General features: G+C 30.3%; 35 protein-coding genes and 1 pseudogene. 27 read left to right on the top strand and 9 right to left on the bottom strand.

Annotation, left to right across the window (positions count from 1 at the left end; all coding sequences use genetic code 11):
- Positions 1-207: 207 nt before the first annotated feature.
- The 13 genes and pseudogenes from ESZ54_RS09505 to ESZ54_RS09565 all read left to right on the top strand — a co-directional run bounded on the left by ESZ54_RS09505 (position 208) and on the right by ESZ54_RS09565 (position 10,456).
- Positions 208-1,656: a YfcC family protein gene (locus ESZ54_RS09505; RefSeq protein WP_136137445.1), complete on the top strand. Its 1,449-nt coding sequence runs from the start codon at positions 208-210 to the stop codon at positions 1,654-1,656.
- 273 nt (positions 1,657-1,929) lie between these two features.
- Complete coding sequence (gene argS / locus ESZ54_RS09510) at positions 1,930-3,621, top strand: arginine--tRNA ligase (protein ID WP_136137446.1); 1,692 nt, start codon at positions 1,930-1,932, stop codon at positions 3,619-3,621.
- Between the two features lie 203 nt (positions 3,622-3,824).
- A pseudogene (locus ESZ54_RS09515) lies at positions 3,825-4,038 on the top strand (recombinase family protein); the annotation flags it as partial.
- A 189-nt stretch (positions 4,039-4,227) separates the two neighbouring features.
- Positions 4,228-5,508, top strand: a complete 1,281-nt coding sequence (locus ESZ54_RS09520) for a sensor histidine kinase (protein WP_136137447.1) — start codon at positions 4,228-4,230, stop codon at positions 5,506-5,508.
- Positions 5,509-5,512: 4 nt separating this feature from the next.
- Positions 5,513-6,244 carry a LytR/AlgR family response regulator transcription factor gene (locus ESZ54_RS09525; RefSeq protein WP_136137448.1) on the top strand — a complete coding sequence of 244 codons (732 nt, stop codon included), beginning with the start codon at positions 5,513-5,515 and terminating at the stop codon, positions 6,242-6,244.
- A 20-nt stretch (positions 6,245-6,264) separates the two neighbouring features.
- A complete protein-coding gene (locus ESZ54_RS09530; RefSeq protein WP_136137449.1) occupies positions 6,265-6,480 on the top strand; it encodes a hypothetical protein in 216 nt (71 codons plus the stop codon).
- A gap of 169 nt (positions 6,481-6,649) precedes the next feature.
- Positions 6,650-7,015, top strand: a complete 366-nt coding sequence (locus ESZ54_RS09535) for a hypothetical protein (RefSeq protein ID WP_136137450.1) — start codon at positions 6,650-6,652, stop codon at positions 7,013-7,015.
- Between the two features lie 16 nt (positions 7,016-7,031).
- Positions 7,032-7,592, top strand: coding sequence for a hypothetical protein (locus ESZ54_RS09540; protein ID WP_136137451.1), 561 nt, complete (start codon positions 7,032-7,034; stop codon positions 7,590-7,592).
- Between the two features lie 1,039 nt (positions 7,593-8,631).
- A complete protein-coding gene (locus ESZ54_RS09545; protein ID WP_136137452.1) occupies positions 8,632-8,880 on the top strand; it encodes a hypothetical protein in 249 nt (82 codons plus the stop codon).
- Positions 8,881-8,900: 20 nt separating this feature from the next.
- Positions 8,901-9,131 carry a DUF2922 domain-containing protein gene (locus ESZ54_RS09550; RefSeq protein ID WP_136137453.1) on the top strand — a complete coding sequence of 77 codons (231 nt, stop codon included), beginning with the start codon at positions 8,901-8,903 and terminating at the stop codon, positions 9,129-9,131.
- A 23-nt stretch (positions 9,132-9,154) separates the two neighbouring features.
- On the top strand, positions 9,155-9,391 hold the full coding sequence (locus ESZ54_RS09555; RefSeq protein WP_239433792.1) for a hypothetical protein: 237 nt from the start codon (positions 9,155-9,157) through the stop codon (positions 9,389-9,391).
- A complete protein-coding gene (locus ESZ54_RS09560; RefSeq protein ID WP_136137454.1) occupies positions 9,388-9,537 on the top strand; it encodes a YvrJ family protein in 150 nt (49 codons plus the stop codon). The genes ESZ54_RS09555 and ESZ54_RS09560 overlap by 4 nt, the downstream gene beginning before the upstream one ends.
- A gap of 73 nt (positions 9,538-9,610) precedes the next feature.
- Complete coding sequence (locus ESZ54_RS09565; protein WP_136137455.1) at positions 9,611-10,456, top strand: tyrosine-type recombinase/integrase; 846 nt, start codon at positions 9,611-9,613, stop codon at positions 10,454-10,456.
- A gap of 128 nt (positions 10,457-10,584) precedes the next feature.
- Here the strand turns inward: ESZ54_RS09565 and ESZ54_RS09570 are convergent, their stop codons facing one another.
- From ESZ54_RS09570 to ESZ54_RS09590, 5 genes are all read right to left on the bottom strand, one after another.
- Positions 10,585-10,926: a DUF5388 domain-containing protein gene (locus ESZ54_RS09570; RefSeq protein WP_136137456.1), complete on the bottom strand. Its 342-nt coding sequence runs from the start codon at positions 10,924-10,926 to the stop codon at positions 10,585-10,587.
- Positions 10,926-11,741 carry a ParA family protein gene (locus tag ESZ54_RS09575; RefSeq protein WP_136137457.1) on the bottom strand — a complete coding sequence of 272 codons (816 nt, stop codon included), beginning with the start codon at positions 11,739-11,741 and terminating at the stop codon, positions 10,926-10,928. The genes ESZ54_RS09570 and ESZ54_RS09575 overlap by 1 nt, the downstream gene beginning before the upstream one ends.
- Positions 11,742-13,026: 1,285 nt before the next feature.
- A complete protein-coding gene (locus tag ESZ54_RS09580; protein ID WP_136137458.1) occupies positions 13,027-13,269 on the bottom strand; it encodes a hypothetical protein in 243 nt (80 codons plus the stop codon).
- Positions 13,270-13,281: 12 nt separating this feature from the next.
- Positions 13,282-14,010 (bottom strand): LytR/AlgR family response regulator transcription factor, encoded by a 729-nt coding sequence (locus ESZ54_RS09585; protein WP_136137459.1) that lies wholly within the window; start codon positions 14,008-14,010, stop codon positions 13,282-13,284.
- A complete protein-coding gene (locus tag ESZ54_RS09590) occupies positions 14,011-14,757 on the bottom strand; it encodes a GHKL domain-containing protein (RefSeq protein ID WP_204249541.1) in 747 nt (248 codons plus the stop codon).
- A 720-nt stretch (positions 14,758-15,477) separates the two neighbouring features.
- On the opposite strand from ESZ54_RS09590, the gene ESZ54_RS09595 reads away from it, so the two are divergent.
- The 3 genes from ESZ54_RS09595 (at position 15,478) to ESZ54_RS09605 (ending at position 17,626) form a co-directional block, all read left to right on the top strand.
- Positions 15,478-15,894 (top strand): hypothetical protein, encoded by a 417-nt coding sequence (locus ESZ54_RS09595; RefSeq protein WP_136137461.1) that lies wholly within the window; start codon positions 15,478-15,480, stop codon positions 15,892-15,894.
- A 31-nt stretch (positions 15,895-15,925) separates the two neighbouring features.
- The gene (locus ESZ54_RS09600) at positions 15,926-16,465 is read left to right on the top strand and encodes a hypothetical protein (protein WP_136137462.1); all 540 of its coding nucleotides are present in this window, start codon (positions 15,926-15,928) and stop codon (positions 16,463-16,465) included.
- Positions 16,466-17,032: 567 nt separating this feature from the next.
- Positions 17,033-17,626 carry a recombinase family protein gene (locus tag ESZ54_RS09605; RefSeq protein ID WP_136137463.1) on the top strand — a complete coding sequence of 198 codons (594 nt, stop codon included), beginning with the start codon at positions 17,033-17,035 and terminating at the stop codon, positions 17,624-17,626.
- 190 nt (positions 17,627-17,816) lie between these two features.
- On the opposite strand, the gene ESZ54_RS09610 is transcribed toward ESZ54_RS09605, so the two are convergent.
- The 3 genes from ESZ54_RS09610 to ESZ54_RS09620 all read right to left on the bottom strand — a co-directional run bounded on the left by ESZ54_RS09610 (position 17,817) and on the right by ESZ54_RS09620 (position 19,004).
- The gene (locus ESZ54_RS09610) at positions 17,817-18,227 is read right to left on the bottom strand and encodes a helix-turn-helix domain-containing protein (protein ID WP_136137464.1); all 411 of its coding nucleotides are present in this window, start codon (positions 18,225-18,227) and stop codon (positions 17,817-17,819) included.
- A gap of 170 nt (positions 18,228-18,397) precedes the next feature.
- Entirely contained in the window at positions 18,398-18,685 is a 288-nt protein-coding gene (locus tag ESZ54_RS09615) for a type II toxin-antitoxin system RelE/ParE family toxin (protein ID WP_136137465.1), read from the bottom strand.
- On the bottom strand, positions 18,675-19,004 hold the full coding sequence (locus tag ESZ54_RS09620; protein ID WP_136137466.1) for an AbrB/MazE/SpoVT family DNA-binding domain-containing protein: 330 nt from the start codon (positions 19,002-19,004) through the stop codon (positions 18,675-18,677). Before ESZ54_RS09620 ends, ESZ54_RS09615 begins: the two co-directional genes overlap by 11 nt.
- A gap of 211 nt (positions 19,005-19,215) precedes the next feature.
- On the opposite strand from ESZ54_RS09620, the gene ESZ54_RS09625 reads away from it, so the two are divergent.
- Positions 19,216-19,464: a PspC domain-containing protein gene (locus ESZ54_RS09625; protein ID WP_136137467.1), complete on the top strand. Its 249-nt coding sequence runs from the start codon at positions 19,216-19,218 to the stop codon at positions 19,462-19,464.
- 75 nt (positions 19,465-19,539) lie between these two features.
- Here the strand turns inward: ESZ54_RS09625 and ESZ54_RS09630 are convergent, their stop codons facing one another.
- A complete protein-coding gene (locus ESZ54_RS09630) occupies positions 19,540-20,220 on the bottom strand; it encodes a hydrolase (RefSeq protein WP_136137468.1) in 681 nt (226 codons plus the stop codon).
- A gap of 136 nt (positions 20,221-20,356) precedes the next feature.
- Between ESZ54_RS09630 and ESZ54_RS12850 the strand changes: the two genes are divergently transcribed.
- The 10 genes from ESZ54_RS12850 to ESZ54_RS09680 all read left to right on the top strand — a co-directional run.
- A complete protein-coding gene (locus ESZ54_RS12850; protein WP_420824364.1) occupies positions 20,357-20,512 on the top strand; it encodes a PspC domain-containing protein in 156 nt (51 codons plus the stop codon).
- A gap of 88 nt (positions 20,513-20,600) precedes the next feature.
- Entirely contained in the window at positions 20,601-20,822 is a 222-nt protein-coding gene (gene relB / locus ESZ54_RS09640) for a type II toxin-antitoxin system RelB family antitoxin (RefSeq protein ID WP_136137470.1), read from the top strand.
- Positions 20,822-21,094, top strand: coding sequence for a type II toxin-antitoxin system RelE family toxin (locus ESZ54_RS09645; RefSeq protein WP_136137471.1), 273 nt, complete (start codon positions 20,822-20,824; stop codon positions 21,092-21,094). Before relB ends, ESZ54_RS09645 begins: the two co-directional genes overlap by 1 nt.
- A gap of 736 nt (positions 21,095-21,830) precedes the next feature.
- Entirely contained in the window at positions 21,831-22,100 is a 270-nt protein-coding gene (locus tag ESZ54_RS09650; protein ID WP_136137472.1) for a type II toxin-antitoxin system Phd/YefM family antitoxin, read from the top strand.
- On the top strand, positions 22,093-22,350 hold the full coding sequence (locus ESZ54_RS09655; protein ID WP_136137473.1) for a Txe/YoeB family addiction module toxin: 258 nt from the start codon (positions 22,093-22,095) through the stop codon (positions 22,348-22,350). The genes ESZ54_RS09650 and ESZ54_RS09655 overlap by 8 nt, the downstream gene beginning before the upstream one ends.
- A gap of 375 nt (positions 22,351-22,725) precedes the next feature.
- Complete coding sequence (locus ESZ54_RS09660; RefSeq protein WP_136137474.1) at positions 22,726-23,466, top strand: replication initiation protein; 741 nt, start codon at positions 22,726-22,728, stop codon at positions 23,464-23,466.
- A gap of 14 nt (positions 23,467-23,480) precedes the next feature.
- Positions 23,481-23,960 (top strand): arginine repressor, encoded by a 480-nt coding sequence (locus ESZ54_RS09665; RefSeq protein WP_136137475.1) that lies wholly within the window; start codon positions 23,481-23,483, stop codon positions 23,958-23,960.
- Positions 23,961-24,181: 221 nt separating this feature from the next.
- Positions 24,182-25,405: an arginine deiminase gene (gene arcA / locus ESZ54_RS09670; protein WP_136137476.1), complete on the top strand. Its 1,224-nt coding sequence runs from the start codon at positions 24,182-24,184 to the stop codon at positions 25,403-25,405.
- Positions 25,406-25,434: 29 nt separating this feature from the next.
- Complete coding sequence (argF, locus tag ESZ54_RS09675) at positions 25,435-26,454, top strand: ornithine carbamoyltransferase (protein WP_136137477.1); 1,020 nt, start codon at positions 25,435-25,437, stop codon at positions 26,452-26,454.
- A gap of 85 nt (positions 26,455-26,539) precedes the next feature.
- Positions 26,540-26,833: amino acid kinase family protein (locus ESZ54_RS09680; RefSeq protein WP_476718463.1), on the top strand; the 294-nt coding region annotated here is incomplete at its 3' end.

Genomic DNA, 26,833 nt, shown 5'->3' on the forward strand with positions numbered 1-26,833 from the left:
TGACATCGCTCGTGCCAGTGGCACAACACGTGAAACGGCGAGTAGTGTGATTAAGAATCTAGTGAAAGATAAGAAGATTAACTATAATCGTAAAAAATTAACATTTTTAAATACGAAATTCTTTGCTGATATCTTGGCTGATTAAAAAAATCTGGTCTTACAGAAAGGAGTAGCATAACAAAATTCAAACGTTATGCATATTTTAAAATGGCAAAAGAAAAGAAAGAAAAAAAAGAGCTATCCTCGTTTAGTATATTATTCATTATTATTTTTGTATTAGGTATTATTACTATTCTTTTAAACGGTCAAGGATTTGCGCCAACAGAAATTGATGGCAAAATGGTTGACCACGTAGTTGGTGCGAAATTATCAGATATTATTATGTCTCCATTCCACGGATTTCAACAAGCTGTTGATATTAGTATCTTCATCCTTGTATTAGGTGGATTCTTAAATATTGTGACTCAAACTGGCGCTTTAGAAGCCGGAATTCAAAACGTTGTTAAAAAACAAAAAGGCCGCGAAATTATGATCATTGTAGTTTTAATGTCATTATTCTCTCTAGGTGGTTCTACTTATGGTATGGCTGAAGAAACAATTCCATTCTATACATTATTAACTGCTACTTTAGTTGCTGCAGGTTTTGATACAATTGTTGCTGTCGGTACGGTTCTTTTAGGATCTGGTGCAGGGGTTATCGGTTCTACAGTAAACCCATTCTCTACTGGAGCTGCAATGGATGCTTTGAAGAGTATCGACATTAAACCAGATGCTGGTACTATCATGCTTGTTGGTGCTGTTATTTGGATTGCTACTACAATTTACTGTATTTTCTTAGTAACAGGATATGCTAAAAAAGTACAAAAAGATAAAGGTTCTACAATTCTATCTCTTCAAGAACAAGAAGATATGGAAAAATACTTTGGCCAAGAAGGTGCTGAAGAATTAGAATTTACATCTAAACACAAATTAATTCTTGGTTTATTTGCATCTTGTTTCTTAGTAATGGTAGTTTCATTAATTCCTTGGGGTGAATTTGGAATTAATATCTTTGAAGGCTGGACAGCTGTAATCACTGGTAACAGCTTTGGAGATTGGTACTTTGGTGACTTAGCAATTTGGTTCTTCATTATGGCAATTATTATTGCTGTTGCTAACCGTTTCCCAGAAAAAGAAATCATCGATACATTCGTAGCTGGAGCTGCAGATATGTTATCTGTTGTATTGATCATTGTTGTTGCTCGTGGAGCTGCTGTATTAATGCAAGCAACTCATTTAGACTTATTTATTCTAGATCGTGCTTCAGGATTACTTAAAACATTACCAGCAGTAGCATTTGTTATTGGTGCGTATATCTTATACTTATTACTATCATTCTTAATCCCATCTACTTCAGGTTTAGCATATGTTTCAATTCCAATCATGGGTGCTTTAGCTAAAGAAGTTGGTTTAAGTCCAGACGTAATGGTTATCATCTTTGCTTCAGGTTGTGGTTTAATCAACTTAATTACACCAACATCAGGTGTTGTTATGGGTGGACTTCAAATTTCACGTGTTAACTACTCAACATGGACAAAATTCATGGCTAAACCAATTATTATCATTGGTTTAATCAACTTAGCTATCTTAATTGGTTCAATGTTAATCTTTAGCTAGAATTTTTAGATAAGCTTTGATATAATACATGAAAGTGGATTAAGTACCTACAAGTTATGACCTATATCTTAGCGAGTTTGGAAAAGTGAAAGCCAAATATATAAACTTTAGGGAATCGCAGCTACTTGTAATTATCGAAATTAAATAATATAAAGTGGCTGATTAATAACCAGTAACAAGAGTGGCACCGCGGATATAACATTCGTCTCTTATTATGGAAACATAATAAGGGGCGATTTTTTTATTATTAAACTAACCTTAGGAGGTATATGTATGGATTTAAAAAAACAAATTGCACTTGATTTAGAACATATTTTATCAGAGGATTTAAATTATGAACAAATTTATAATTTATTAGAAGTTCCAAAAGATAGCACTCATGGTGATTATTCGTTTCCTGTCTTTTCATTAGCAAAAGTTTATCGCAAAGCACCGAATATGATTGCTGAAGATCTTGCTGAAAAATTCAATAGTGAAAATTATGAAAAAGTTGTGCCTGTTGGTGGTTACTTAAACTTCTTTTTAATTAAAGAAAATGTGTCAAAAGATGTTTTAAAAGTCATTTTAGAAGAAAAAAATCACTATGGTGATAGTGACGAAGGACAACATCGTGGCGTGCCAATCGATTTATCATCACCTAATATTGCCAAACCAATCTCAATGGGCCATTTACGTTCAACTGTTATTGGTAACTCTATTTCAGAAATTTTTGAAAAAATGGGCTATAACCCAATTAAAATCAATTATATTGGTGACTGGGGTACTCAATTTGGTAAATTAATCGTTGCTTATAAAAAATGGGGTAATGAAGAGGCAGTTAAAGCTAATCCTATTCATGAATTATTAGAACTTTATGTTCATTTCCATGAAGTCGCTGAAACAGATCCAGAATTAGAAGAACAAGGCCGTGAATGGTTCAAAAAACTTGAAGACGGTGACGAAGAAGCCGTTGAACTTTGGAAATGGTTCCGTGAAGAATCTCTTAAAGAATTCCAACGTATTTATGATATGTTAGGTATTTCATTTGATTCTTACAACGGTGAATCATTCTACAATGACAAGATGGATCGCGTTGTTAAAATGCTTGAAGATCAAGACCTGTTAGTTGCGGATAAAGGTGCCGATATTGTTAACCTTGATAAATATGACTTAAACCCTGCTTTAATTAGAAAATCAGATGGTGCGACATTATACTTAACACGTGATTTAGCTTCAGCATTCTATCGTATTGAAAATTATGACTTCGTACAAGCACTTTACGTAGTAGGTAATGAACAAGCTATTCACTTTAAACAATTAAAAGCTGTGCTAAAAGAAATGGGACATGACTGGTCAGATAACATTCACCATGTACCTTTCGGATTGATTACACAAGGTGGTCAAAAACTTTCAACACGTAAAGGTAAAGTAATCTTACTAGAAGAAGTTTTAAATGAAGCTGTATCTTCAGTAAGATCACAAATTGAAGAAAAAAATCCTACTTTAGAAAATAAAGATGAAGTAGCACACCAAGTAGGTATTGGTGCTGTAATCTTCCACGATTTAAAAAATGACCGCTTAAATTCATTTGACTTTAACTTAGATGAAATCATTCAATTTGAAGGTGAAACAGGACCTTACGTTCAATACACGCGTTCTAGATGTGAAAGTATCCTTGCTAAAGCAAATTGGACACTTGATCAAAATGTACCACTTTCATTAGATGATGTTGATTCATGGGAAGTTGTTAAAACATTAAATAATTTCCCAAATAAAGTAAAAGAGGCTTCAATTAAGTATGAGCCTTCTGTAATCGCTAAATACGTAATTGAATTAGCTCAAAAATTCAACCGTTATTATTCTAAACATAAAATTTTAGCAGAAGATGAAAAACAACCTGCTCGTTTAGCGCTTGTTTATGCAACTTCAGTTGTCATTAAAGAAAGCTTACGTCTATTAGGTGTTCAATCGCCAGATAAAATGTAAAAAAAAACTCCTGGAGTTACCAGGAGAAAAAAGGAGTTGTTTATTTACTTTGGAGGAGTAAATAAAATGAAAAAGTTTGTTAGGGTTGTTTTGTTGGTATGCTTATATAATAGATAAAAAATTTGAATTATTTATGATGGACTCGTTTTAAAAGTATGAAAGATATTTGATGATACTGTAACAAAAAAATTTTATTAAGATATTTACCGTCAATGTCTGGGATTAAGGACGAAAATTTGAGACGTTTGATTAATAATTTGGTGATTGCGATTGCGAAAAAGAAAGGTAAATTTAAAGGTGGGTGGTTAAAATACCAGGAGAATGATCCCAAGCTTCAGCACGCGTTCGAGTTGAATATAGAAACAGCTAACAGGGATCAATCGGAGGACGTTTAAGCGGTATGGGGTTGAAAAATAAGAGAGAATGGAATAAAAATGCTCATTTGTTTATTTTAAACTAAAAGCTATTTTTGAAATCTTTAATTTTGTATCAATTTAATGTAAACTATATTAAACATCATTATTTAATATGTTTAACATAGTTTATACAAAGCTGTATATTTAATGTCTAAAAAATATAAATTAATAATTGTGGAAGTGTTGATATATGTTAATTTATTTAAGCTTATCTTTATTAATAAAAATTATCGTTTCATACTCTATTATGGAAAAATCGTTTTTTAAATTAAAAAAAGTAATTTTCTTTTTCTTTGTATTTCTATTTATTGGATTGTTCATGTTAAATCAAACATTGATTAGTAATCTAATTTTATTTTTAAGTATGTTTTTATTTAGTATAAATGAGAATGGACGCAAAAATATTTTTGAAAATATGTTAATTATTTTATTGTCTTTTTTTATTCCTATTATAATCAATGTAAGTGTAACACCATTAGAAAAAATGATGTATATGTCTAATGATAATGAAAAAAAGACTTTTTATTTATTTGTTTTACTAGAAATTTTTTTATATCTATTAATAGGTTTTATTAGTTATTTGGTTAGTAAATATTATGTACCCTACATTATAGAAAAAAGACTCGAAAAGCTTACGTCAATATTTTTATTATTTTCGGTTTTAATTTTCGAATTTTTTTTAATACAAAAATATCTTGAGGTATCACAAAAGGTGATAATTATTGTTGGTCTCTCTTTTCTGCTATTAATATATATTTTAATAGAATTTACACATAAAAAGGAAGTATTGGAAGTCAGGGTAATACAACAAGAAATTGAAAATGATTATTTGGAAAAATATTCGAATGAAATAACAAAACAGTATGATGAGTTAAGAAAATTCAAACATGATTATATAAATATTCTTTCATCTTTGGATTATTTTATTAATATTAAAGATTATACAGGATTGGAAAATTATTACTTAGAGACTATTAGGCCAACAAACAATATGATAAGACAAACTAATAAGTATTTTTATAGTTTAGATAAAATTAAAATTAATTCTTTAAAAAGTATATTAGCAATAAAAATTATGGAGGCTAGTGAGAAAAAAATAAACCTTTCTATTGAAATTCAGGATGAAATTTCCACAGAATTACGGGTAAGCTCAACATCTTTGGTGAGAATGCTAGGAATTATTTTGGATAATAGTATTGAAGAGTTGACAAAGCAATCTGAAGGATTACTCGAAATAGGAGTTTTTGATATGGAGATGTATTATTTATTTATTGTTAAAAATTCAATTTCAGATGATATCAAACCTTTACATATTTTGAAAGAAAAAGGTTTTTCAACTAAGGGTAAAAATAGAGGGTTAGGTTTGTTTAATTTAGATGAATTATCTAAAAAAGAAGAGGATTTAATACTAGAGACAGAAGTTAAGCAGAATAGTTTTATTCAAAAAATAATGATTAAAAAAGAAGGGTAAATAAATGCAATCGATTTTTATATGTGAAGATGATAGTAATCAACTAAAACGATTGGAAAATATCATTAATAAAAATGTGATGATTGAAGATTATGATATGAGAATATTATTATCTACCGATGAGCCTGATGAAATCATTGACTTTTTAGAAAACACAACGAGAGTCAATGGCATCTATTTTCTTGATATTGACTTAGAAAAGAAGTTAAATGGGGTACAATTAGGATCCATTATTCGAAAAAAAGATCCTGATGCTAAGATTATATTCATTACCACTCATAGTGAATTGTTAAGTCTGACTTTTCAGTATAAAGTCGAAGCTTTAGATTATATCATTAAAGATCAACCAGAATTAATTATGACTAAAGTTCATGAGTGTTTAAGATTAGCAAATGAATATTATACGGTAAATAAAGAGGATGAACCTGATCGAATAAAAATAAAAATTAATAATCAGATTAGGATTTTTTTGATTGAAGAGATATTATTTTTCGAAACTGCACATACAGCACATAAGATAAATCTACATTTAAAAAATGGTGCGATAGAAGTATACGGATCATTAAGTGAGATAAGTGAATTATCGGAACACTTTATTCGAGTACATAAATCCTTTGTTGTGAATAAAAAAAATATTAAAGCTGTCGATTCAAAAAATAAAATTATTGTTATGTCAAATGATGATACTTGTTTAATTTCATTTAGAGGATTAAAATTAATTAAAGACTTATTATAACTAAGAGGAGCGTGTGTGTTATGAAAAAGAAATTGTTAGTGAGTTTAGTTTTATTCATGGGTGTAGGGTTTATGCTAAATACAACTGTTTCTGCTGTTGAGATACGTCCAGTTATAAATAATAGGGCTATTTATCATAACTTTACTTTTAAAAATTATCCTCCAAAGACTTATAAAGGCTTGACATTAATTGTGGTTACAAAAACAAAGACAGGTTATATAGGAACGTATATTTAAATACGAATTTGTAATAAGCAGATACAAACGGTTTTGATATCTAAATCGTTTGTATCTGCTTATTTTTTCACGATTATGCTCAAGAAGCTGTATTTTTGGACAAAAGTTAACTTTTAATATCTTTCTATATTATTATTAAATTATAAAAAATAGAACGGAGGCAATTAGAATGAAAAAGAACATACGAAATACTATTTTAGTTGGTGTTGGTGTTGTGTTATTAGGTGCTTTTGGTGGAAATATCGTATCCGCATCTGAAAAAGTAGATGGTCAAATTCAAGAAACATTTTTAGATTATGATTCTGATAATAATTTGGTAACGACAATCATGTTATCAACACCGTCTAATAGATTTGATGGAATTAATGTCACTCGATCTTTTTCAGGACAAATCCACCGTATCGGACCAAGCACTAAGCCGTGTACTGTAAAGTCAAATGGTAGAACTTACAAAGGAACATTATATTTTCAAAGTTCAGTATTAGACAAAACGTATTGGACATATACTTGGTATTACTCAGGATACTTACAATAAAAAAGGAGAGTTTATCATGAAAAATAAAATAATATTATACTCAACAATGATACTATTATCTGCCGCTGTTGTTCCTTCTGGAATAGTTTTTGCCGAAGCAACGAACAATGACAATGTAATATCTACTAATGTTATACAAGAAAAAGTCACTTTATCTCAAGATTTAGATGAATTTCGAAAGGAAATAGGTGTGAGTACAGAAGTGGTTAATGGTGTAGAAATCACAACCATTACTGATGATCAAGTGAAACAAATTCTTTTACATGAGGGGCTTATTGATGAAAAAGATGCTTTAGCTTTTAGTAGTCCAACAATCGCTAGTGCTCCAGGAGTGAACCGAATTATTCGACATGGAAACGGCGTAGTTGATTATCAAATATCTAAATCGTCACTTATTTGGTGCTTACGTGCTGGAGCAACAGCGGCTACAGTTATTTCAGTACTTGGTACTGGCGCAGTAGCCGTAGCAGGTGGAATTGCTTCTTTAATCGCATCTTGGAGTGAGGGATATATTGCACATGGCAAAACATTCCGCTTTTATAATAATAGATATAAAGCTACATTTAACCAATTTTAAATGGTATAGATTAGAAATACGGTCAAACGTTCTATGATTAAACTTATTGTAAAATTTTTTAAATAGTTTAATTACTTATATGACACTATTTAGAATGCTAAGAAAAAGCGAACTTATCATGAAAAAAGTAATATTGTACTCTGCAATATCTACTAGTGATAAACAAGAAGAAATCATAACAATTATTGATAATCAAGGGAATCAAATTATTTAATATGGAAACGGTATAGTTGATTATCAACTATAAAAGTTATCACTTATTTGATGCTTACATTCTGGTTTAACTGCGATTATTTCAATACTCGGTAGTGGTGTAGGAGTTGTAGCAGGAGAAGTTACTCTTCTAATTGTAGCTTGACCTAAAGGTTCTATTGCGCATAGAATAACATAAATTTTAATTGATACTCCTATAATTATATAAGGAGATGATGAAGATGACTAAAACACAATACTTTAAGTTAGGATCATTAATAATCATTATCTTGATTGTAGCTTCTGGACTAATATTTAATAATAATTGGTCATATGGTTTGACAAAATTTATGTCTGTATTTTGTTTATATCAATTAATATATCAGTCTAAGAAAAACTACGAGAAAGTGATTTATATGATTTTATCAGTGTTATTCGCTATAATCTAAATAAAATTCACCGGCCTCTGACCTTTCCGCTCATCAGCTTTGGCTCGTAGACTCACCACAAAAAGCCCCGTCGCACAATTGCGATTGGGCTTTTTATGTTGGCAAGCTAAGTTCAAATTAAGCGCGGGGAATATAAGAGGGATTCACCCTCTTTATCATCACCTTAAAAACCTATAATAAACATAAAATAAAAAAACAAACATTTTATTATAAATATAAAAAGCAAAAAATACGATAAACCAAAAAAATAATAACAACATAACTATCTTACACGGTTAATAAACTAATAAAAATAACTAGTTAAAATAACAAATTAGTGTTGTTAAATCACATAAAAGCGTTTACAATGAAATTGTATTAAAGGACTTTTTTACAAAAATAAAGAAGGAGGAAATCAGATGCCTGAAGCAACAGCATTGAAAGATAAGGTTCATACGTTACTCGAAAACGAATATCAAGACACGCTTTCAATTGGTGGATATTTGGATGACTTAACTGGTGAAGGAAAAACTAAAAAAGTAAACTTCCATAATATTAATATATTACTTGATCGCAAGACGTCTTATGAAATTACACGAGATATTCTTAAACTACAAGATCAGCCAATTGGAAAATTACATCGAATTGAAACCTATGCTTATCGTTAAAATTAGAAAGGAGCATCTAAATGGATGATAAAGAGTTGACTGAAGTACTACAAATGGAATTTAAAGATTTCGGAAACAAGATACGACGTATTAAACTTGCAAATCCACGAGCTGATTTAACCAAAGAAGAGATTGAAGCGATTATGACGCGTATCGCTGATAGTCAATATGTAACGGATTGGACTTCTGTAAGACCATATAAAGCAAAAATCGTTAGAACTGAAGTGAGTGAAATCGTCACGATTTCATAAAAATAGAAAGACGGGGCTTGATTATGAAAAAAAATGCCATGAAAATCGAATCCTTAGCTCAAAGTGTCTATAAAAAATGTGACATCTGTAACAAGGTAAAAGATAATTTTTTTAAACTCAGTGTTTATGATGCGAAAACGCAAGAATTATTAGTTGGTTCGCTTGATTTATGCAAATTCTGTGGGGAGAATATCGGAGATATCTTAAATGTAACAACCGAACCAGGTGTCACGGTAACAGAATTTGATTTTCAGCCATGAGCGATATTTTGAAATTCTTTAATCAAGAAACTTTTGCGGTTGCAGTTTCTATCTTTCTTTTAGTCAGAGTCGAAAGTAAATTAGATGACCTCACACAGGCGATAGCAAAACTTTCTACAATTATCATGTCGCATCAAAAAGACTAACAACTAACAAATTTCTTATTCCATATACGACAAATTTTTAAATTTGTGCCAAAAAAGTAAAGGAAGTGTTAACGTGATCCAATCGTTTTTAGAACACTTAGCTAAGGAAGGCAAAGCCATTAGCACCATAGACGAGTACAAAAGACGATTGGACAAATTTGAAAGGTACCTCAAAGTACAAAAGCTAGAGGCTATCAAACTTCAAACACGTGACATGGTAACCTTCAGAGATTACTTATTATCTGAAAATCTATCAAACCGTCGCGTGAATCAGATTCTCTCAACCGTTCATTGCTATTACAACTTCTTGATTGTCAATGGAAAGCTGCCATATAATCCAGTCGTCCAGACCCTACAAATGACACCAAAAGTCCAACGGATTGAACGCTTATCAGATGATGATTTAAAATGCTTCCGTGACTACATCGATCAATTTCAACCTAACGTGCGCTGTGCCTTTCTCTTAATGATGGCGACTGGCGCACGTGTGGGTGAAATTACCCACTTAAAAAAAAGTGATTTTTTCATCAAAGATAATTATTTATTCATTTCTATTACAGAGGCAAAATGGCAGAGTGATCGCCAAATTCCAATTTTAGACCAGGAGATTGCAGGAATCATTCAGATCTATTTGGAGGATCTGGATATTACGTCATTACCTGCCTTTCGTATGTCGAAACGTACCTTACAACGTCATATGACAAACTTTGCGAATGACACGGGGATCAAATGCTGTTGTCATCTGATTAGGCATACGTTTGCGACCAAACTACTCGAGTCGGGTGTACCACTAGAAGTAATTAAAGCTTTTCTAGGCCATAAAAGTATCAATATGACTGCCTATTATACTCAATCCGCTCGTGTTGATTTAACTGAAATCACTATACCTAATTGGCAGATTGATTTAACGAAAAAATAAAAAGAAAGTCCGAATTAGCTAGACTTTCTTTTTATGTATAGTGACCATTATTTTTTACAAGCAATGATAAGTTAGTTAATCAGTGAAACAAATTTGAATGCACCAGAAAGCTTGTCTGGGACAAGTGATTATTTTCTGATTGTACGTTTATCAAGGGATTTACGGATTAAACGATATTCATATGCTTCTTCTTCAGATAATAAGTCCAAATAAGAATCAACCAAATTTTCAACCACTTCATCAACGCTTTTCGTATCCATGATGGTAATTAGAGCTTGTAAACTATTTTTAGTATCTTGAAAGCAACTAATAGATGTTCTTTTACCACGGGGTGATTTTTGGCTGGCTACTTTATCATTTTTAATTTCAGGTTCAGACACAGAATATATCTTTTCACGATTATATGTTTGTGTTGGTTGCGCAGGTGTACTTGGATTTAGAAGATTAGATTTAGGTTTGTTTGTTGTCATTATCTTTCAATCCTTTCAATTAATTCGTCCGTTACCTTACTGTACAACGCATGAACATTTTTATCGTGTACATCAAATTTATCACTTACTTTTGGATCAATGATACCTGTCATGTCGTAACGTTTCAAACGTTCCATATTTTTGATGACCGTCTTAAACATATTCTCTTTACCAAAAGACTCGGTCGCATTTTTCAAAACAGATTTATCAACGATGGCATTATTTTTTTGTAAGACAGGTAAAATACCAAGGATATCAAAATTGGTTTGATAAGACCCCATGAGTTCTTGTAAATATTTAATAAAAGCATCGGCACCAATAAATGATCGTTCTTGTGTTTGCAAGACAATTACAATGTAGTCTGAAGCTAAAACAGCTGAATCAGTAAAAGTTGACAATGTTGGCGGAACATCAAAAAGAATATAATCAAAATTAGCTTCAAAGTGTGCCACAATTTCAGAAAAATAGGTTGAACGTTTGCTAAGATCATTAGGAAACTTTTTTTCTAGAAACAAAGGATAAGAGGTTAAATCAGCAAAACTTGGTAAGAGATAAAGATTTTCTTTGATTGGTGTGATAATACTTTCAACATCGTCATCAGCAATTGCAGACATCAACGTTTTATCAAACGTCATCACCTCACCAGTTTGATTTTGTCGTGTCAGTGAATAAAGAGCCGTTGCATTTGCTTGGGGATCTAAATCAATCAGTAATGTCTTAAATCCTTTTTCTGCTAAGTGATAACCCATCATTGTACTATTGGTTGTTTTACCAGTACCACCTTTAAAATTTGAATACGTAATCTTATATGCCATTCCCAATCCACCTCATGTTTTCTATAGATTTATAAATAGTATATCATGGATTTTACGAAGAATATAGACGAATCAAAACCTCTATAGATTTATAGATTTATAAATCTATAGATTTATAAGGTTATAGATTTATAGATTTATAGATTTATAAAGTTATAGATAAAATATTTAGTCCTCTAACCCCGTATGTATCAAGTGGTTATAAATCTATAGATTTATAGATTTATAGATTTATAAAGTTATAGATTTATAGATTTATAGATTTATAAGGTTATAGATTTATAGATTTATAGAGGTTTAAAAAAGCTATATATTTCAGTAATATAACTTGTTATGATGGGGGCAATTAAGGAAAAAGAAATAATTAATGAACATAGGTTGTTATGCAACAACTGAAGTCATTCTATCGTCCTAAATTTTTAGTAACAATTGAATTAACTATTATGTGTCTTGCAGACGGTTAGGGTAAATCCTAACGACCCAAAAGCAAAGAGAATCAAACAATTGAATAAAAAAAAGAGTCCACAGACGGCAATCTGTAGACAAAAAAGTAAGTTGCGAAATTTACTAATAAGCCGATTATATCATGTGGAGCATGTGTAATCAAAAAGGATATCTTTTTAACACTGTAGAGGACAAACTGCAGGCATTGAATTGCAATGAAAGAGACAGGTGTAGTGAGCCACTTCAATAAATTTACTTAGGGACAAACAATAGAGTTATCCTATCCTCTATTGTCCTGAAAGGTGGTCGCGACCAATTTGAACGGCGAGGGTGGTAATACGATGCGTTTGCATAGTAGTCCAGAATAAAGCTCTTAGGGCGTATTTTAAGAGGGTTTTGGATGTGTTGAGAGATCAGCACCGGCTGATAGGATATGTGATAGTGGCTCCGGACGGCACATGACGTCAAAACCTCACAGTTGTACTCTAGTTCGATAGTTAAAATGAAAAATTTTTAACCGTCAGACTAGGGTACAACTATGCTCAACACCAGCCAAACGCCATTCTGTCAGTTGAAAACCCTATTACAGTCAAGCTTTTTGTTTAAGTTTTTAAAGAAAATGTATATAGTTGTGAGCCAGTTGCGATAGCAACACGGTTTTGGCGAGAGTTTTCCTTAGAAAACGGCTGCTTTAGCAGGTAGCCACAGGCTACAACCGAGGCTTTAGACTCGTTATATCTTATAGCGAAATAGTGCTAGAGAGTGAGTAGCAACTGGAAGCATGGCGATGTGGGTTTAGTATGGATTTAGAAATTTGTTGAATATATGAACACTTTATTATTTATTGATAAATTCCAGAATAGCCATTGGGTGTTTTTCTTACTAAGATTAGGTTTAAACCTTTGTATGTTTTAGGTGGATAATTTTTAAAATTGAATATAAGTCTTGGTCCACGACTAGCAGTATTTTGTAGTTTTATTTGTGAAGAATTGCTAGGTGATGTAGTTGCAGCAAATGTAGTAATACTTAAGTTTAAAGTAATAAATAATAAACTTGTTGTAAATAATATTTTTTTTAGTTTCATTTTTGTTTCCTCCTATATTTTTTTTAGTATTTTTAATCCTCTTCTTGATGAATAACAAATCTCACCATTAATCATTGTGATTTGTTTTTCTTTGTTATTAATTTCTTTTATGTTTTGTTTATTGATGATGAATGATTGATGTATTCGAATAAAGTTATCTGATAATGTTTCAATATCATTTAAAACACCATAAAATTCTAGTTCTTCGTTAAATAGGTGTAGTTTTATTTTTCGTGGTATGGCTGTTGTTTCAAAAAATAAAATATCTTGCAATAAAAAAACTTTAATTTGGTTGTTTATTTTCAGTTTAATTCGGTCTTTCTCTATTTTGTCTGTGGATCGATAGTGTTTATCTGCTATTTTTAAACATTCATGGATTTTGTGTTGCATTATTTCAGGTTGATCTTTAATGATATAATCTAAAGCTTCTATTCGATATTGAAAAGTTAAATGTTGCATTTCTGCTCTTGTAGTAACAAAGATAATTTTTCCATCTTGATCTTTTTCTCTAATTTTTGCACCTAATTGGATACCATTAATTTCTGTTTTTAAATCAACGTCTAAAAAATAGACACCACGGATATTTTCATGGGAATCTAGATAGCTGATTATTTCATATGGATTTGTTGAGGCTAATGTAAATTCCATAAAATAGTCTTCAATCATGATGTAATTTTTTATTATTTTTTCTAAGTGTTTTAATTGTCCCAAATCATCTTCACAAATAAATATTTTTAACATTTAATATCCCTCGTTTTGTATGAATAGCTCTTGGGTAAACCAAGAATCACTGATTTTAGTATTTATTGTTAGATATTCTTCTTTTTGTGATAAGTTGTCTATGTTTGTTAATCCTAATCCTCTATTTGGACCTTTTGTTGAAAAACCTTCTTGTTTAAGTTGATGTAGAGGTGGAATATGTTCTTTTAAAGTATTTTTAATGACGAATAATGTAGCGTTAGTCATTAAGAATATTCCGATTTCAATTTTACCATTTTTGTCATTTTCTACAGCCTCAATAGCGTTGTCTAGTATTATTCCTAATATTCTTATTAGAATAACAATATTTACAGAAGTAGAGTTGGCTATTTTCTCTGGAATTTCAATAGAAAAAGTAATATTTTTTTGACGTGCAACTAATAGTTTCATCATAAAAATACTTTTAACCTCTTCTGATTCAATGTTTTCTAAGATTTTAATTTCGTTAGATTCTGTGGTTAGCTGTTGACCGGTTTTTTTTATTTTAGAGTAGTAATATTCTTCTAGTTTTGAGAAATCTTTTTGCTGAATAAAGTATTCAAGCGATAATAGAATATTAAGATAATCGTGTTTAAATCTTCTTAATTCTTGATAGTTTTTTTGAGTTTCGTCAGTATATTTAATAAGATATTCGATTTCTATTTTCTTTTTTTCGTTTTCTTGTTTTAAATTTTGATAATTTTTAATGTTATTAAAAATTATAATTAAAAATAAAAGCATTAATAACATGGATATACTTAAAACTACAATTAATTGTAATGAATCTGAATAGAGTAAAAATTGTTGAATTTGATAAATACAAAATAGCGGTACTGTAGATATTGTTAATATGTTCAGTATTTTTTTTGATGTTAACCATGGTAATAATACTTTTAAAAAAAATAAACTAATTAGTATAATTAAACTATATGATAATAATTCTGAAAAGGTAAAGTAAAAGAAAGTGTTAGAATCATTAATTAACCCTATATTAAATTGTTGGTCAATGAAGCTCACTGTGTAAACTATGAAAAAAGGAATCTCTATTTTTATCAAATCTTTTAAAAAATTATCGATGTCATTATTAATTAAGTTTAAAAATAGTAAAAATAGAAATAAAAAAAAGTTATCTGCTAAAGGATAAATAGAACTAATGCTTAGTGATATTCCAATAAATATAATGAATAAAGATAATTTTATCTTATTTATTTTTAAAGTATCATCAATAATAAGATAAGATAATGCAATTTTGAGAGTGTGAGAAAAGCTAATATATATAAAAAGAATAAATATCGCCTCCTAAAAATAAAAGTAAGAGACCAAATATGACATCATATTTGGTCTCTTACTTTTTGATGTTAACCGAATATGATAAGTATTTATCTTATTTCGACATTTATGGTTAATGTGTACAATTTAATTGTATCATATAGTTAATAAATAACATATATGCGAGAGGTGGTTAATAAAATGAAGAAGTCAATTTATATTAGTTTAAGCTTATTAAGTTTTTTTTTAGGAACGACACTGTTATCTTCTGAAAAAGTTTCTGCAAGTAATATGCCTTCTAACTTTGTAACAACGGAAAATTTTTATCCAACAAGTAGTATTGGCTTAATGGAAAATGAAGAAGTAATTGTGTCAGAGAAGTTTGAAGACCTTAACTTGTTTTCAGCTCCAAATTCAGTAAGATATTCAGCTTGGATTACAAAAGGTTATCCACTTTATAATTATGAAAAATCTAGATGGTTTGTTCAATATAGAAATGGCCGAAAATATCAGGGCTGGATTACTCATAATGGAAAATATAAAAACTTAAGAGTAGTACACAATAGATATTATCTTGCAGAATTTGAATTTACAGGAACGTTACAATTAGTAAATTAATATTAAAATTATTAGAAAGGAATGTTTTTTTATGAAAAAGAAAATAATAACATTAGCTTTAGTTGCAGGAATTGGATTTTCTCCTTTATTAATGAGTTCTACTTTAGTTATTGCAAGTAATGGTAGTTTTGAAAACAGTGTTAGTGAAAATCAATTTGAAGATATTGATCTTGATTTCTTTAAAAATTCTCCATATTATGAGGTGACAATTGATGGAAATGAATTTGAAATTGTTTTATCAGATGAAAATTTAAACAAACTTATTGCAGATTCAAGTTTTTCAACTCCACAACTCTTTTCCGATGAGAATGTTCCAATACCTATGGGAGCTCCTGGGGTCACTAAAATAACAGGTAATGTTTTATCTGGAAACTATAAAGTTTACATAAGTAAGTACCACCTAAATCAAATAGCAAAAATAGGGATAAGTGGAGTAACAGCTGCGCTTGGGGGACTACCTGGATGGCTTGTTGGCTCTATAATCGGTCTTGTAACTCCTGGAACATTTTATCATCATGGACGTGTGTTTGTTTATCAAGCGTATGGATATCATTACTGGTACTATCAATAATTCATTTTTATATTAGGAAGGGAGTGAATCTACATGAAAAAACATACATTTTGCTATCTAGGAATTTTGGGATTATTACTTTATAAAATTTTTCATAATAAAAATATTTGGGATAAACGACATTTTATTTTTTACTTATACAGTACTAGTTTTTTTATATGTTTCTTTCTTTTCTTTATATTAATAAATTTTTATGTACGTTCGTCTATCCCTTTGATTTTAATTTCACTATTATTACTAATATTTAGTATAATTTACGGAGTTTTTAGTGAATGTCTTCTTAAAGAAAATACATACTGAAAAATATAAATTCGTAGTGATATAAACACTTATTTATCAGTTTATATTTATAATTTTAGTGGAAAAATTTTATTTTTGTCTAAGCAAAGTAAGTATACTCTGTTGTCTTGAATATTTAAGGGACATCTATTTAAATATTAATCAGCTTAAATGACTGTAGTATCAGTTGTTTAAGCTGATTTTTTTATTTATAATGAAGAGAGAAAACAAGAAGACATCTAAGTTGCGCAATTGGATATTTAAAAAAAGACAATAAGGAGACTATTTATGAGTAAAATTGGGTATGCACGTGTCAGTACAAGAGAGCAAAATCTAGATAGACAGATTGAGTTGCTTCAGGGCGCGTCTAAAATTTTTGCGGATAAAGTGAGTGGGCAATCAGTGGAGAGGCCTGAATTAAAAGCTATGTTGGCGTATATTCGTGAAGGGGATATTGTGGTCGTAACAGAATTGGATCGTTTGGGGAGAAATAATCAGGATTTGACAAGTATCATGAATCAAATTCAACAAAAAGGCGCGACTTTGGAGGTTTTAAATTTACCGTCAATGTCTGGAATTGAAGATGAAAATTTAAGACGGTTGATTAATAATTTGGTGATTGAATTGTATAAATATCAAGCAGAGTCTGAACGTATGAGAATTCGTGAACGGCAGCAACAGGGGATTGAGATAGCGAAAAAGAAAGGCAAGTTTAAAGGCGGTCAACTGAAATACCAGGAGAATGATCCTAAGCTTCAGCACGCCTTCGCTTTGTATCGTGAGGGTAATACGGAGAAAGAGATTGAACAGCTGACAGGGATCAATCGGAGGACGTTTAAGCGGTATCGAGAGAGGTTTGGGATTGAAAGAGGAGCGAAATAAAAAAACAAAAAGTTTATTTACTGACTTTTAAAATTCACAAGGGAATAATGTTTAGAAAATAGTAAAATAAGCTTTTTGTCCTTTATTTTTTAAGTAGCCCATTTAGGATTCACAATATAGGTTGCTGAATCCGTTGGTAACTCTACAACTTGGTATAATAAAAGATTATGTCTACCTAACCGTTAAATAACTATTTTTTTGAAATATTGAACAATATTTTTAATACAAAAACAATTAAAGCTATCATCAATGCATTACTCAAGAAAAACATTATTGTTGCAGAAAAACCATTAGGCGACAATGAGATATAAGTAACTAGTGCAATAGCAATTAAACTAACAATTGCTATTGGTAAGACATAATTTCCTCTTTTTATTTTTTCATCTAAAGTCTTAATCATTTTCTTATCTCCCCTTATTAGTTCATCTAAAGATATTTCGAATAAATCAGCCAACTCAATTAAGCTATCCAAATCTGGATACGTTCTACCTGTTTCCCAACTTGAAATAGTTTTATCAGAAACATTCAACTTCTCTGAAAGTTCTTTTTGCGTCCACTTTTGTTCTTTTCTGTACTGTTTTATTTTCTCATTGATTTCCATTAGATGACCTCCTTATCTATAACTATATTATGATTTGTTAAGGGGTAAATAGCTACCTATCTGTTGTAGAATCTCGTTAAATCTACTCTACATCTAAAAGAAATGGATTTATTATTCAACTTGGTATAATGCTACATTATGTAAATCAAATACAAAAAAAGATTAGGAATCTACCTAATCTTTTTTAATTGCTCATAAAAATTTTCGTGTGTTCCGCATAACAAAACAGGAATTACTGTATTATCTTTAATTTCATAAGCAACTCTATAAGTTGTACCTGCGTATTTAAATCCCATTGCCCAAATACCTGACAAGTCGCCTGTTTTCTGCTCTCCCGAATGTGGATTAACAGCTATTTCATCATAAATTATAGCTAAGAATTTTTCTTTCAAAGGTTTCTCTTTTAATTTTTTAAGATATTTTACTACATGTTTTGAAGGTATAATCTCATAAGCCAATTTCTGTCGCGAACTCCTCTTTTGTCATAGGTTTAGAATTAGAAACAGTGTCTTCAGCAATAGATCTAAATGCAGAAGTTAACTTACTTTTTCTATTTTTAAATTCTTTTAATATATCTTGCTTGCTATAACCTTCTGAAAGAATATCAGACAAAATATCTTCGCTGAAATCAAAGAACTCTTTTCTAGGTTCTACAAACTCATAAAATATACCATTCTCTACAAGTTTAGCTTCTACTTCAACACCATTAGGAACATCAAATTCTTTAGGAACTGTAAGCATAATAGAATTTCCCTGTTGTCTTGTTTTTGTAATCATATAATTCCCTCCATCCACTTACCAGTAATTACTTAGTAATTACATTATACTTTATTTCTAATTTTTTTGCAAAATAATAAAACACCTTCAGATACATTTCTAAAGGTATTTTCAACTTGGTATAATGCCACATTATGTTAAACTTTTATCTTAAATTAAGTTCATGTTAAAATATGAGTGTTAAATAAGCTAAGTAGGAAAGGTGATTTAAATGGGAAGTCTAAGAAAATCAAACACTGACAAAATGATTGCTGGAGTATGTGGCGGATTAGGTGAATTTTTCGGAATATCTTCAAATATTTTTAGAGTTCTTTTCTTTTTACCTGGCGCGCTACTTATTTACATAATCTTGGCTATTATGCTTCCAGATTTAAAAAAAACACTTTGTATAACGTGGTTTTTGTTAACTTTTACGCTTTTAAGAGAAAAAACAGATAATTTTACCTTACAAAATATTTAAAGCTCTCAGAATTATTCCGGGAGCTTTAAAATTTGTTATAACATAAGAATATTAAATTATCAGACAAAACACTATTTAGCACTCTTCTCGATAACTTTTCATCTTTTCTCTGAAAATATTAGCAGTCAAATTATTAGCAGAATATGTAATTGCATTAGCTCCTGATTGAATTGTATTAAATATAGATTCTTCAGTTTTTCCTCCTGAAGCAATAATTGGAAAGTCAGGGTGATCTTCTTCTAATTCTTTTCGTATCCATAATACTACATCACTCGTTTTAGCTCCTGCAGCAACATTAAAAGCATTTACTCCAAACTTGATTAATTTTCTTAAATCAACTTTTTTATTAACTACAGTATAAAATATAGGAACATCTAGACCTTTTCTAACAACACCTATAGTTTCATATGTTGTAGGAGAATTTAATATAACTCCATTTACTCCCATTTCTTCAGCAAAACGTCCTACTGTAACAGACCTAAGCCCTTTAGTAGTACCTCCTCCAATTCCCGCTAAAATAGGTATTGGTGCAACAGAACTAATTGCTTCTAAAATACGAGTGTTGGGAGTCCAAGGATATACAGCAAGTACGGCATCTGCATCACAATTAGCAATTACTGCAACATCAGTAGTAAAAATTATTTTTTTAATATTTTTACCAAATAGTTCTATTCCTGATGCCTCTTCTATTACTTTAGGTCCACGAACAATATCTTTTCTGAGATTTGAATTTAATTTTGGAATTTTTTTACTCATGTTATTCCTCCTTGATTTTTTATTTATAAGTATATCATGACTATATCAACTTTTGGATTCAATCAAGCATAATGCCACATTATATTAAACAAAGTAAGTAGGAAGGATGATTTAAATACGCTTTCTAAGAAAATCAATTACTGACAAAATGATTACTGGAGTATATGGTGGGTTAGATAAATTTGGGGAAATATCTTCAAATATTTTTAGAATTCTTTTCTTTTTACCTGGTGCATTGCTTATTTATATAACTTTGGCTATTATGCTACCTAAATATTTAAAATTAACTTAATATATGCCAAGTATTATAAATTTGACTCCTTGTATACATTTGTAATACAATAAGATTGTAAAACAAATGTATACAAGGAGGTTTTCATATGAGTACCGTTACATTTAGAGTTACTGATGAGGAAAAGTCATTCATTCAATCTATGGCTGATTTAAATGGTTTAAGTTTATCAGAACTAGCTAGAACTAAATTATTAGAAGGATTAGAAGATCAAATTGATATGGTTTTATATGAAAAAGCAATGAGAGCCCATGAATTAAATGACGAAAGTATCTCACATCAAGATATGCTTCTAGAATTAGGATTATAATGGATAAAAAATATACTGTTCGATATGAAAAAAATGCACAAAAATCATTAAAAAAAATGGATAAACATCAAGTTAGACTTATACTATCTTGGATTTCTAAAAACTTAGAAGGAACTGATTCTCCTAGAGTTCACGGAAAAAGTTTAGTAGGAAATAAAAGTGGTCAATGGCGATATAGAATCGGTGATTATCGTTTATTAGCAAACATAGATGATAAAACTATAACTATCCTAATTTTAGAAATTGGTCATCGTAGCGAAATATATAAATAAAAGACCTCAAAATTTGAAGTCTTTTTTTGCTACCCATAGTGGATATTTTGCTGAATTATATATATTCAGCAATAGAATCGTCCATACCAAATCATTCTGGTAAGTCTTTTAAAATTTCTGATACAATTATTTGCCTATTTTTAGGTCTATTCTCTAAGGTTATTTTCATATTTTAGCCTTTTATTTCTAATCATATCATGATTATTTAGCATATCGTAATGCCACATTATGTTAATACTAATAACTAAATATCTGTCTATAACCAAATTAATTAAAAATTCAAGTATAATTAAGTTATTAAAGAAAGAGGTGTTCATTATAAAAAATTTAAATAAAAGAGACAAAAGAATTTTTTTCTTTACTATTTTTTTTGGACTATTTTTTTCAATATTATTAATTGTACAGGCATTAACACAAAATGTTTCACCAAATAATAAATGGTTTCTATGCTTTCAGGTATTTTTAGGAATTCTATTGTGCTTTTTACCTTTTTTAGTGGAACGAATTTTTAAATTTATCACCTCATCTACACTAAAAATTTTTTATTGGGTTTTTATTTATCTAGCCGTCTTTTTAGGAACAGGATTATCTTTTTCTATTAATAAAAAATAGCCTTAATACTATTTAATAAAATTCAATAAATCGGCTTAGTATAATTTGATTTATGTTAACAAAACCTCAACACTATATTTATTGTACAATAAATATAGAAGATTAATAAAGGGGGGGAATCATTATGGAAGCTGTTGCTTATTCTAATTTCAGAAAAAATTTAAGAAGTTATATGAAACAAGTTAATGATGATGCTGATGCATTGATTGTAACTACAACAGACGTTGAGGATACAGTAGTTGTGTTATCCAAAAGAGATTATGACTCTATGCAAGAAACACTTAGAGTATTATCAAATGACTATGTTATGGATAAGATTCGTAGAGGAGACAGACAATTTTCAGAAGGTAACTTTACTAATCGTGAATTAATTGAGGTTGAATTAGATGATTAAAGAATGGTCAGATGATGCTTGGAATGATTACATCTACTGGCATGAACAAGATAACAAAAGTAATATCAAAAAAATCAATAAATTGATTAAAGATATTGATCGTACCCCTTTTTCAGGTATAGGAAAACCAGAACCTTTGAAACATGATTTATCAGGTAAATGGTCGCGTAGAATTACAGACGAACATCGATTAATCTATAAAGTAGAAAATGAAACTATCTATTTTTATTCAGCTAAAGACTACTATTAAAAGCTTTCAATCGATTGAAAGCTTTTTTATTTTTTAAGTCGGTATAATCTTTCATTATGTTAACAAACCTCTTTTGATAAAAAATCATGTATAATGATTGATTCTATGTATATTTTTTATCTGAATATGAATAATTTAGGTATATATATTTATTTTTAAAATCTTTTTAAACCTTTTTCAAACCCTTTTAGGTGGCTTGTATCCCTTGGGAGAGTAAGAGCTGCAATGGGGTAAGGACACTGTTTTATCTGAGTAAGGACACCATTTTATCTGGGTAAGGACACTATTTTATCTGTATATAGACACTGTCTGTAATATTTGTTGCCTATAGATACTATCTTTGATATTCTTTTTTTGAAGGGGGTTAATGAGTGAATGAATGAGTTAACCGTAAAATATAAAAATGAATTAAATACTGTATCTATGCGTAAGTTTAACGCTAAAGAAATGGATCTTTTTTTTTCAATTTGTGCAAAGATGAAAAATACGAATACTTCTATTGTTCGTTTTAGTTTTGAAGATTTGAAAGGGTTAAGTGATTATCGAATGACTGCGACACAACATTTTGTTAAAGATTTAGAGAGTGTCTATGACAAAATGTTGGAATTAAAATATAGAGTTGAAGATGACGATGGTACGATAGATAAATTTGTTCTATTTACAAAATTTAGAATTAATCCTAAAAAAAAATATGTTGAAATATCTGTACAACCAGAACTGGAGTATATATTAAATGAATTAACTAATGAATTTACTCAGTTTGAATTGAGAGAGTTTACAAGGTTATCTTCAAGTTATTCTAAAACAATGTATCGTTTATTGAAGCAATTTAAAAATACTGGTTTTTACACAGTTAAGGTTACAGAATTTAGAGAATTGTTAGATGTTCCAAAGAGTTATCGAATGACACATATTACTCAAAAAATATTACAACCGATAGAAAAAGAATTATCTCAGTATTTTGATCCATTTATAATAAAGAAGGTAAAAGCTAAAAAAGGGAATCGAATTGATCGAATTGAGTTTTATTTTAAAGAGAAGGAAAATAATAAAAAGTTACCTCATATTCCTTTGTACAATTGGTTGAAAGATGAATCATTAAATTTTATTGAATAATGGAGGAAAATAAAATGAATAAAAAAAAGAGACAGGCAATTATTAAAAGATTAATTTTAGAAAATGAAATTACGAGACAAAGTGAATTATTAGAGTTATTGAAAGCAGAAGGTGTGGATGCGACACAAGCGACTGTATCGAGAGATATTCGTGAACTAAATATTATTAAACATCACGATAGTCAAGGTAAGTCATTTTATCGAACATTAAATAATTCTGTATTAGGTATGAAACAAATTACAGATGAGGAAAGATTAATTAAAGCAATATCTGAGACAGGTGTGGGATTAACGCAAATTGAATTTATAAATGTGTTAACAGTTCTTCCTGGTAATGGACAAGTGATAGGTGTTTTACTTGATAGTGTTCGCAGCCGTAATACGGATATAGTTGGTTGTATTGCCGGGGATGACACTATTTTAATCTTATCTGATAGTAAGGAAAGGGCTGATGATGTGAACAAATATATTCGTCCGTTCTTGTTCACTGAGTAACAGACAATATAAAAATGTGAATATTTTTTATGAAAACGGTATATATATTAGTGTAATAGCTAATTAAATGAACCTTTCATTCAAAATCATGAGTATTTTATTCACTAAACAGAATAATGCTGAATACTTATCATATATTATGTTAATTAGCACGCTATAAGATGTTAGATTTTTGTTATTCTATGTCTGTAAATAAAATATTTTAGGAGGTTTTTTATATTATGAGTCGCCCTATTAATGTAAATTCGGAAATTGGTAAATTGAAAACGGTTTTAGTTCACCGTCCAGGTGCAGAACTAGAAAATTTAATGCCAGATTATCTAGAAAGATTATTGTTTGATGATATTCCATATCTTGAACAAGCACAAAAAGAACATGATGGTTTTACAGATCTATTAAGATCAAAAGATATCGAAGTTCTTTATTTAGAAGATTTAGCTGCTGAATCTTTAGTAACTGAAGAAATCCGCGTTAAATTTATCGATCAATACTTAGAAGAAGCAAACATCAGAAGTACAACTGCTAAAGCAAAAGTACGTGAAATGTTATTAGGTATGAAAGATAACCGTGAAATGATCGACAAAACTATGGCAGGAATGCAAAAAGTTGAATTACCTCAATACGAAATGAATAGTTTAACAGACATGGTAGAAACTGACTATCCATTCGTAATTGATCCAATGCCTAACCTTTACTTCACACGTGACCCATTCGCAACTATGGGACATGGTGTAACATTAAACCGTATGTATGCAGAAACACGTAACCGTGAAACTATTTATGGTGAATATATCTTTGCTCACCATCCACGTTTTGGCGGACAAGATGTTCCAGTATTATACACACGTGAAGATACTACTCGTATTGAAGGTGGAGATGAATTAGTATTATCTAAAGATGTATTAGCTGTTGGTATTTCTCAACGTACTGATGCTGCATCAATCGAAAAATTAGCACAAAATATTTTTGATGCTGGTTTAGACTTCAAGACTGTTTTAGGCTTCAATATCGGTGAATACCGTAAATTCATGCACTTGGATACAGTATTCACAATGATCGATTACGATAAATTCTCAATTCACCCAGAAATTGAAGGAGACTTAGAAGTTTACTCAATTACTAAAGGAACTGACGGATTAAACATCGTTCGTGAAGAAGATACATTAGAACATATTTTATGTAAATATTTAAACTTAGACAAAGTTCAATTAGTTCGTTGTGGTGGAGCAAACATTACTGCTGCAGCTAGAGAACAATGGAACGATGGATCTAACACTTTAACAATCGCTCCAGGCGAAGTTGTAGTATATGACCGTAACCCAATTACTAACAAGTTAATGGAAGAAGCGGGCGTTAAATTAAACTACATCCCAGGTAGTGAATTAGTTCGTGGCCGTGGTGGTCCAAGATGTATGAGTATGCCTTTAGTTCGTGAAGACATTTAATTTAATTATAATTTAGGAGTGATAGTAACATGACATCAGTATTTCAAGGACGTAGTTTATTAGCTGAAAAAGATTTTACAAGAGCAGAATTAGAATACTTAGTAGACTTCAGTATTCATTTAAAAGATCTTAAAAAACGTGGTGTTCCACACAAATATTTAGCAGGTAAAAACATTGCTTTATTATTTGAAAAAAATTCAACTAGAACAAGAGCTGCATTTACAACAGCAGCAATCGATTTAGGTGCTCATCCTGAATTCTTAGGTAAAAATGACATCCAATTAGGTAAAAAAGAATCAGTTGAAGATACTGCTATTGTTTTAGGTAGTATGTTTGACGGAATCGAATTCCGTGGATTTAGCCAAGAAGTTGTTGAAGGATTAGCTAAATACTCAGGCGTACCTGTATGGAATGGTTTAACTGACGAATGGCATCCAACACAAATGATTGCTGACTTCATGACTGTTAAAGAAAACTTTGGTCGTTTAGAAGGAATCACTTTAGTTTATGTTGGAGACGGACGTAACAACATGGCAAACAGTTTATTAGTAACTGGCGCTATTTTAGGTGTAAATGTTCGTATTTGCTCTCCTAAAGAATTATTCCCAACAGAAGAAGTTGTAGCTTATGCTGAAAAATTTGCTAAAGAATCAGGAAGCAAGTTAATGATTACTGATGACGTAGCTGAAGGCGTTAAAGATGCAAATGTTCTTTACACAGACGTTTGGGTATCAATGGGTGAAGAAGACAAGTTCGAAGAACGTGTTAACTTATTAAAACCTTACCAAATTAATATGGATATGCTTCAAAAAACAGGTAACACAGAAGGCGACTTAATCGTTCTTCACTGTTTACCAGCTTTCCATGACACTGAAACAGAATACGGAAAAATGGTAGAAGAAAAATTTGGCGTTTCTGAAATGGAAATTACAGATGAAGTATTCAGAAGTAAGTATGGACGTCAGTTTGAAGAAGCTGAAAATAGAATGCATTCTATTAAAGCAATTATGGCTGCTACGTTAGGAAACTTATTTATACCTCGCGTATAGAAGTAAAGGATTTAAGCAGCATGATATGTATGTACATAACATGCTGCTTTTTATATGGAATTAATTCATGAAATGAGGAATAAGAATGGAAAAGAAAGTCGTTGTAGCTTTAGGCGGAAACGCAATTTTATCAGATGATGCAAGTGCACAAGCACAACAAGAAGCATTAATCCAAACATCAAAACACTTAGTAAACTTAGTTAAGAGTGGTTATAAATTAATCATTTCTCACGGAAATGGCCCTCAAGTAGGTAACCTTTTATTACAACAACAAGCTGCAAACTCTGAAAAAAATCCTGCAATGCCATTAGATACTTGTGTGGCAATGACTCAAGGTAGTATTGGCTATTGGTTAGCAAATGCTATGGAAGCAGAATTA

This window comes from Vagococcus silagei (genome assembly GCF_004795745.1).
GTDB lineage: Bacteria > Bacillota > Bacilli > Lactobacillales > Vagococcaceae > Vagococcus > Vagococcus silagei.

Excerpts from the sequence above, each read along its gene's own strand:
- ESZ54_RS09665 (WP_136137475.1), top strand. The coding sequence starts at position 23,481 with ATGAATAAAAAAAAGAGACAGGCAATTATTAAAAGATTAATTTTAGAA.
- ESZ54_RS09660 (WP_136137474.1), top strand. The coding sequence starts at position 22,726 with ATGAATGAGTTAACCGTAAAATATAAAAATGAATTAAATACTGTATCT.
- ESZ54_RS09535 (WP_136137450.1), top strand. The coding sequence starts at position 6,650 with ATGAAAAAGAACATACGAAATACTATTTTAGTTGGTGTTGGTGTTGTG.
- ESZ54_RS09550 (WP_136137453.1), top strand. The coding sequence starts at position 8,901 with ATGGATGATAAAGAGTTGACTGAAGTACTACAAATGGAATTTAAAGAT.
- ESZ54_RS09655 (WP_136137473.1), top strand. The coding sequence starts at position 22,093 with ATGATTAAAGAATGGTCAGATGATGCTTGGAATGATTACATCTACTGG.
- ESZ54_RS09520 (WP_136137447.1), top strand. The coding sequence starts at position 4,228 with ATGTTAATTTATTTAAGCTTATCTTTATTAATAAAAATTATCGTTTCA.
- ESZ54_RS09545 (WP_136137452.1), top strand. The coding sequence starts at position 8,632 with ATGCCTGAAGCAACAGCATTGAAAGATAAGGTTCATACGTTACTCGAA.
- ESZ54_RS09645 (WP_136137471.1), top strand. The coding sequence starts at position 20,822 with ATGGATAAAAAATATACTGTTCGATATGAAAAAAATGCACAAAAATCA.
- ESZ54_RS09540 (WP_136137451.1), top strand. The coding sequence starts at position 7,032 with ATGAAAAATAAAATAATATTATACTCAACAATGATACTATTATCTGCC.
- ESZ54_RS09620 (WP_136137466.1), bottom strand. The coding sequence starts at position 19,004 with ATGATTACAAAAACAAGACAACAGGGAAATTCTATTATGCTTACAGTT.
- ESZ54_RS09525 (WP_136137448.1), top strand. The coding sequence starts at position 5,513 with ATGCAATCGATTTTTATATGTGAAGATGATAGTAATCAACTAAAACGA.
- argS (WP_136137446.1), top strand. The coding sequence starts at position 1,930 with ATGGATTTAAAAAAACAAATTGCACTTGATTTAGAACATATTTTATCA.
- ESZ54_RS09605 (WP_136137463.1), top strand. The coding sequence starts at position 17,033 with ATGAGTAAAATTGGGTATGCACGTGTCAGTACAAGAGAGCAAAATCTA.
- ESZ54_RS09580 (WP_136137458.1), bottom strand. The coding sequence starts at position 13,269 with ATGAAACTAAAAAAAATATTATTTACAACAAGTTTATTATTTATTACT.
- ESZ54_RS09505 (WP_136137445.1), top strand. The coding sequence starts at position 208 with ATGGCAAAAGAAAAGAAAGAAAAAAAAGAGCTATCCTCGTTTAGTATA.
- ESZ54_RS09570 (WP_136137456.1), bottom strand. The coding sequence starts at position 10,926 with ATGACAACAAACAAACCTAAATCTAATCTTCTAAATCCAAGTACACCT.
- ESZ54_RS09530 (WP_136137449.1), top strand. The coding sequence starts at position 6,265 with ATGAAAAAGAAATTGTTAGTGAGTTTAGTTTTATTCATGGGTGTAGGG.
- ESZ54_RS09560 (WP_136137454.1), top strand. The coding sequence starts at position 9,388 with ATGAGCGATATTTTGAAATTCTTTAATCAAGAAACTTTTGCGGTTGCA.
- ESZ54_RS09585 (WP_136137459.1), bottom strand. The coding sequence starts at position 14,010 with ATGTTAAAAATATTTATTTGTGAAGATGATTTGGGACAATTAAAACAC.
- argF (WP_136137477.1), top strand. The coding sequence starts at position 25,435 with ATGACATCAGTATTTCAAGGACGTAGTTTATTAGCTGAAAAAGATTTT.
- relB (WP_136137470.1), top strand. The coding sequence starts at position 20,601 with ATGAGTACCGTTACATTTAGAGTTACTGATGAGGAAAAGTCATTCATT.
- ESZ54_RS09650 (WP_136137472.1), top strand. The coding sequence starts at position 21,831 with ATGGAAGCTGTTGCTTATTCTAATTTCAGAAAAAATTTAAGAAGTTAT.
- ESZ54_RS09595 (WP_136137461.1), top strand. The coding sequence starts at position 15,478 with ATGAAGAAGTCAATTTATATTAGTTTAAGCTTATTAAGTTTTTTTTTA.
- arcA (WP_136137476.1), top strand. The coding sequence starts at position 24,182 with ATGAGTCGCCCTATTAATGTAAATTCGGAAATTGGTAAATTGAAAACG.
- ESZ54_RS09630 (WP_136137468.1), bottom strand. The coding sequence starts at position 20,220 with ATGAGTAAAAAAATTCCAAAATTAAATTCAAATCTCAGAAAAGATATT.
- ESZ54_RS09625 (WP_136137467.1), top strand. The coding sequence starts at position 19,216 with ATGGGAAGTCTAAGAAAATCAAACACTGACAAAATGATTGCTGGAGTA.
- ESZ54_RS09600 (WP_136137462.1), top strand. The coding sequence starts at position 15,926 with ATGAAAAAGAAAATAATAACATTAGCTTTAGTTGCAGGAATTGGATTT.
- ESZ54_RS09590 (WP_204249541.1), bottom strand. The coding sequence starts at position 14,757 with ATGTTATTAATGCTTTTATTTTTAATTATAATTTTTAATAACATTAAA.
- ESZ54_RS09575 (WP_136137457.1), bottom strand. The coding sequence starts at position 11,741 with ATGGCATATAAGATTACGTATTCAAATTTTAAAGGTGGTACTGGTAAA.
- ESZ54_RS09610 (WP_136137464.1), bottom strand. The coding sequence starts at position 18,227 with ATGGAAATCAATGAGAAAATAAAACAGTACAGAAAAGAACAAAAGTGG.
- ESZ54_RS09555 (WP_239433792.1), top strand. The coding sequence starts at position 9,155 with ATGAAAAAAAATGCCATGAAAATCGAATCCTTAGCTCAAAGTGTCTAT.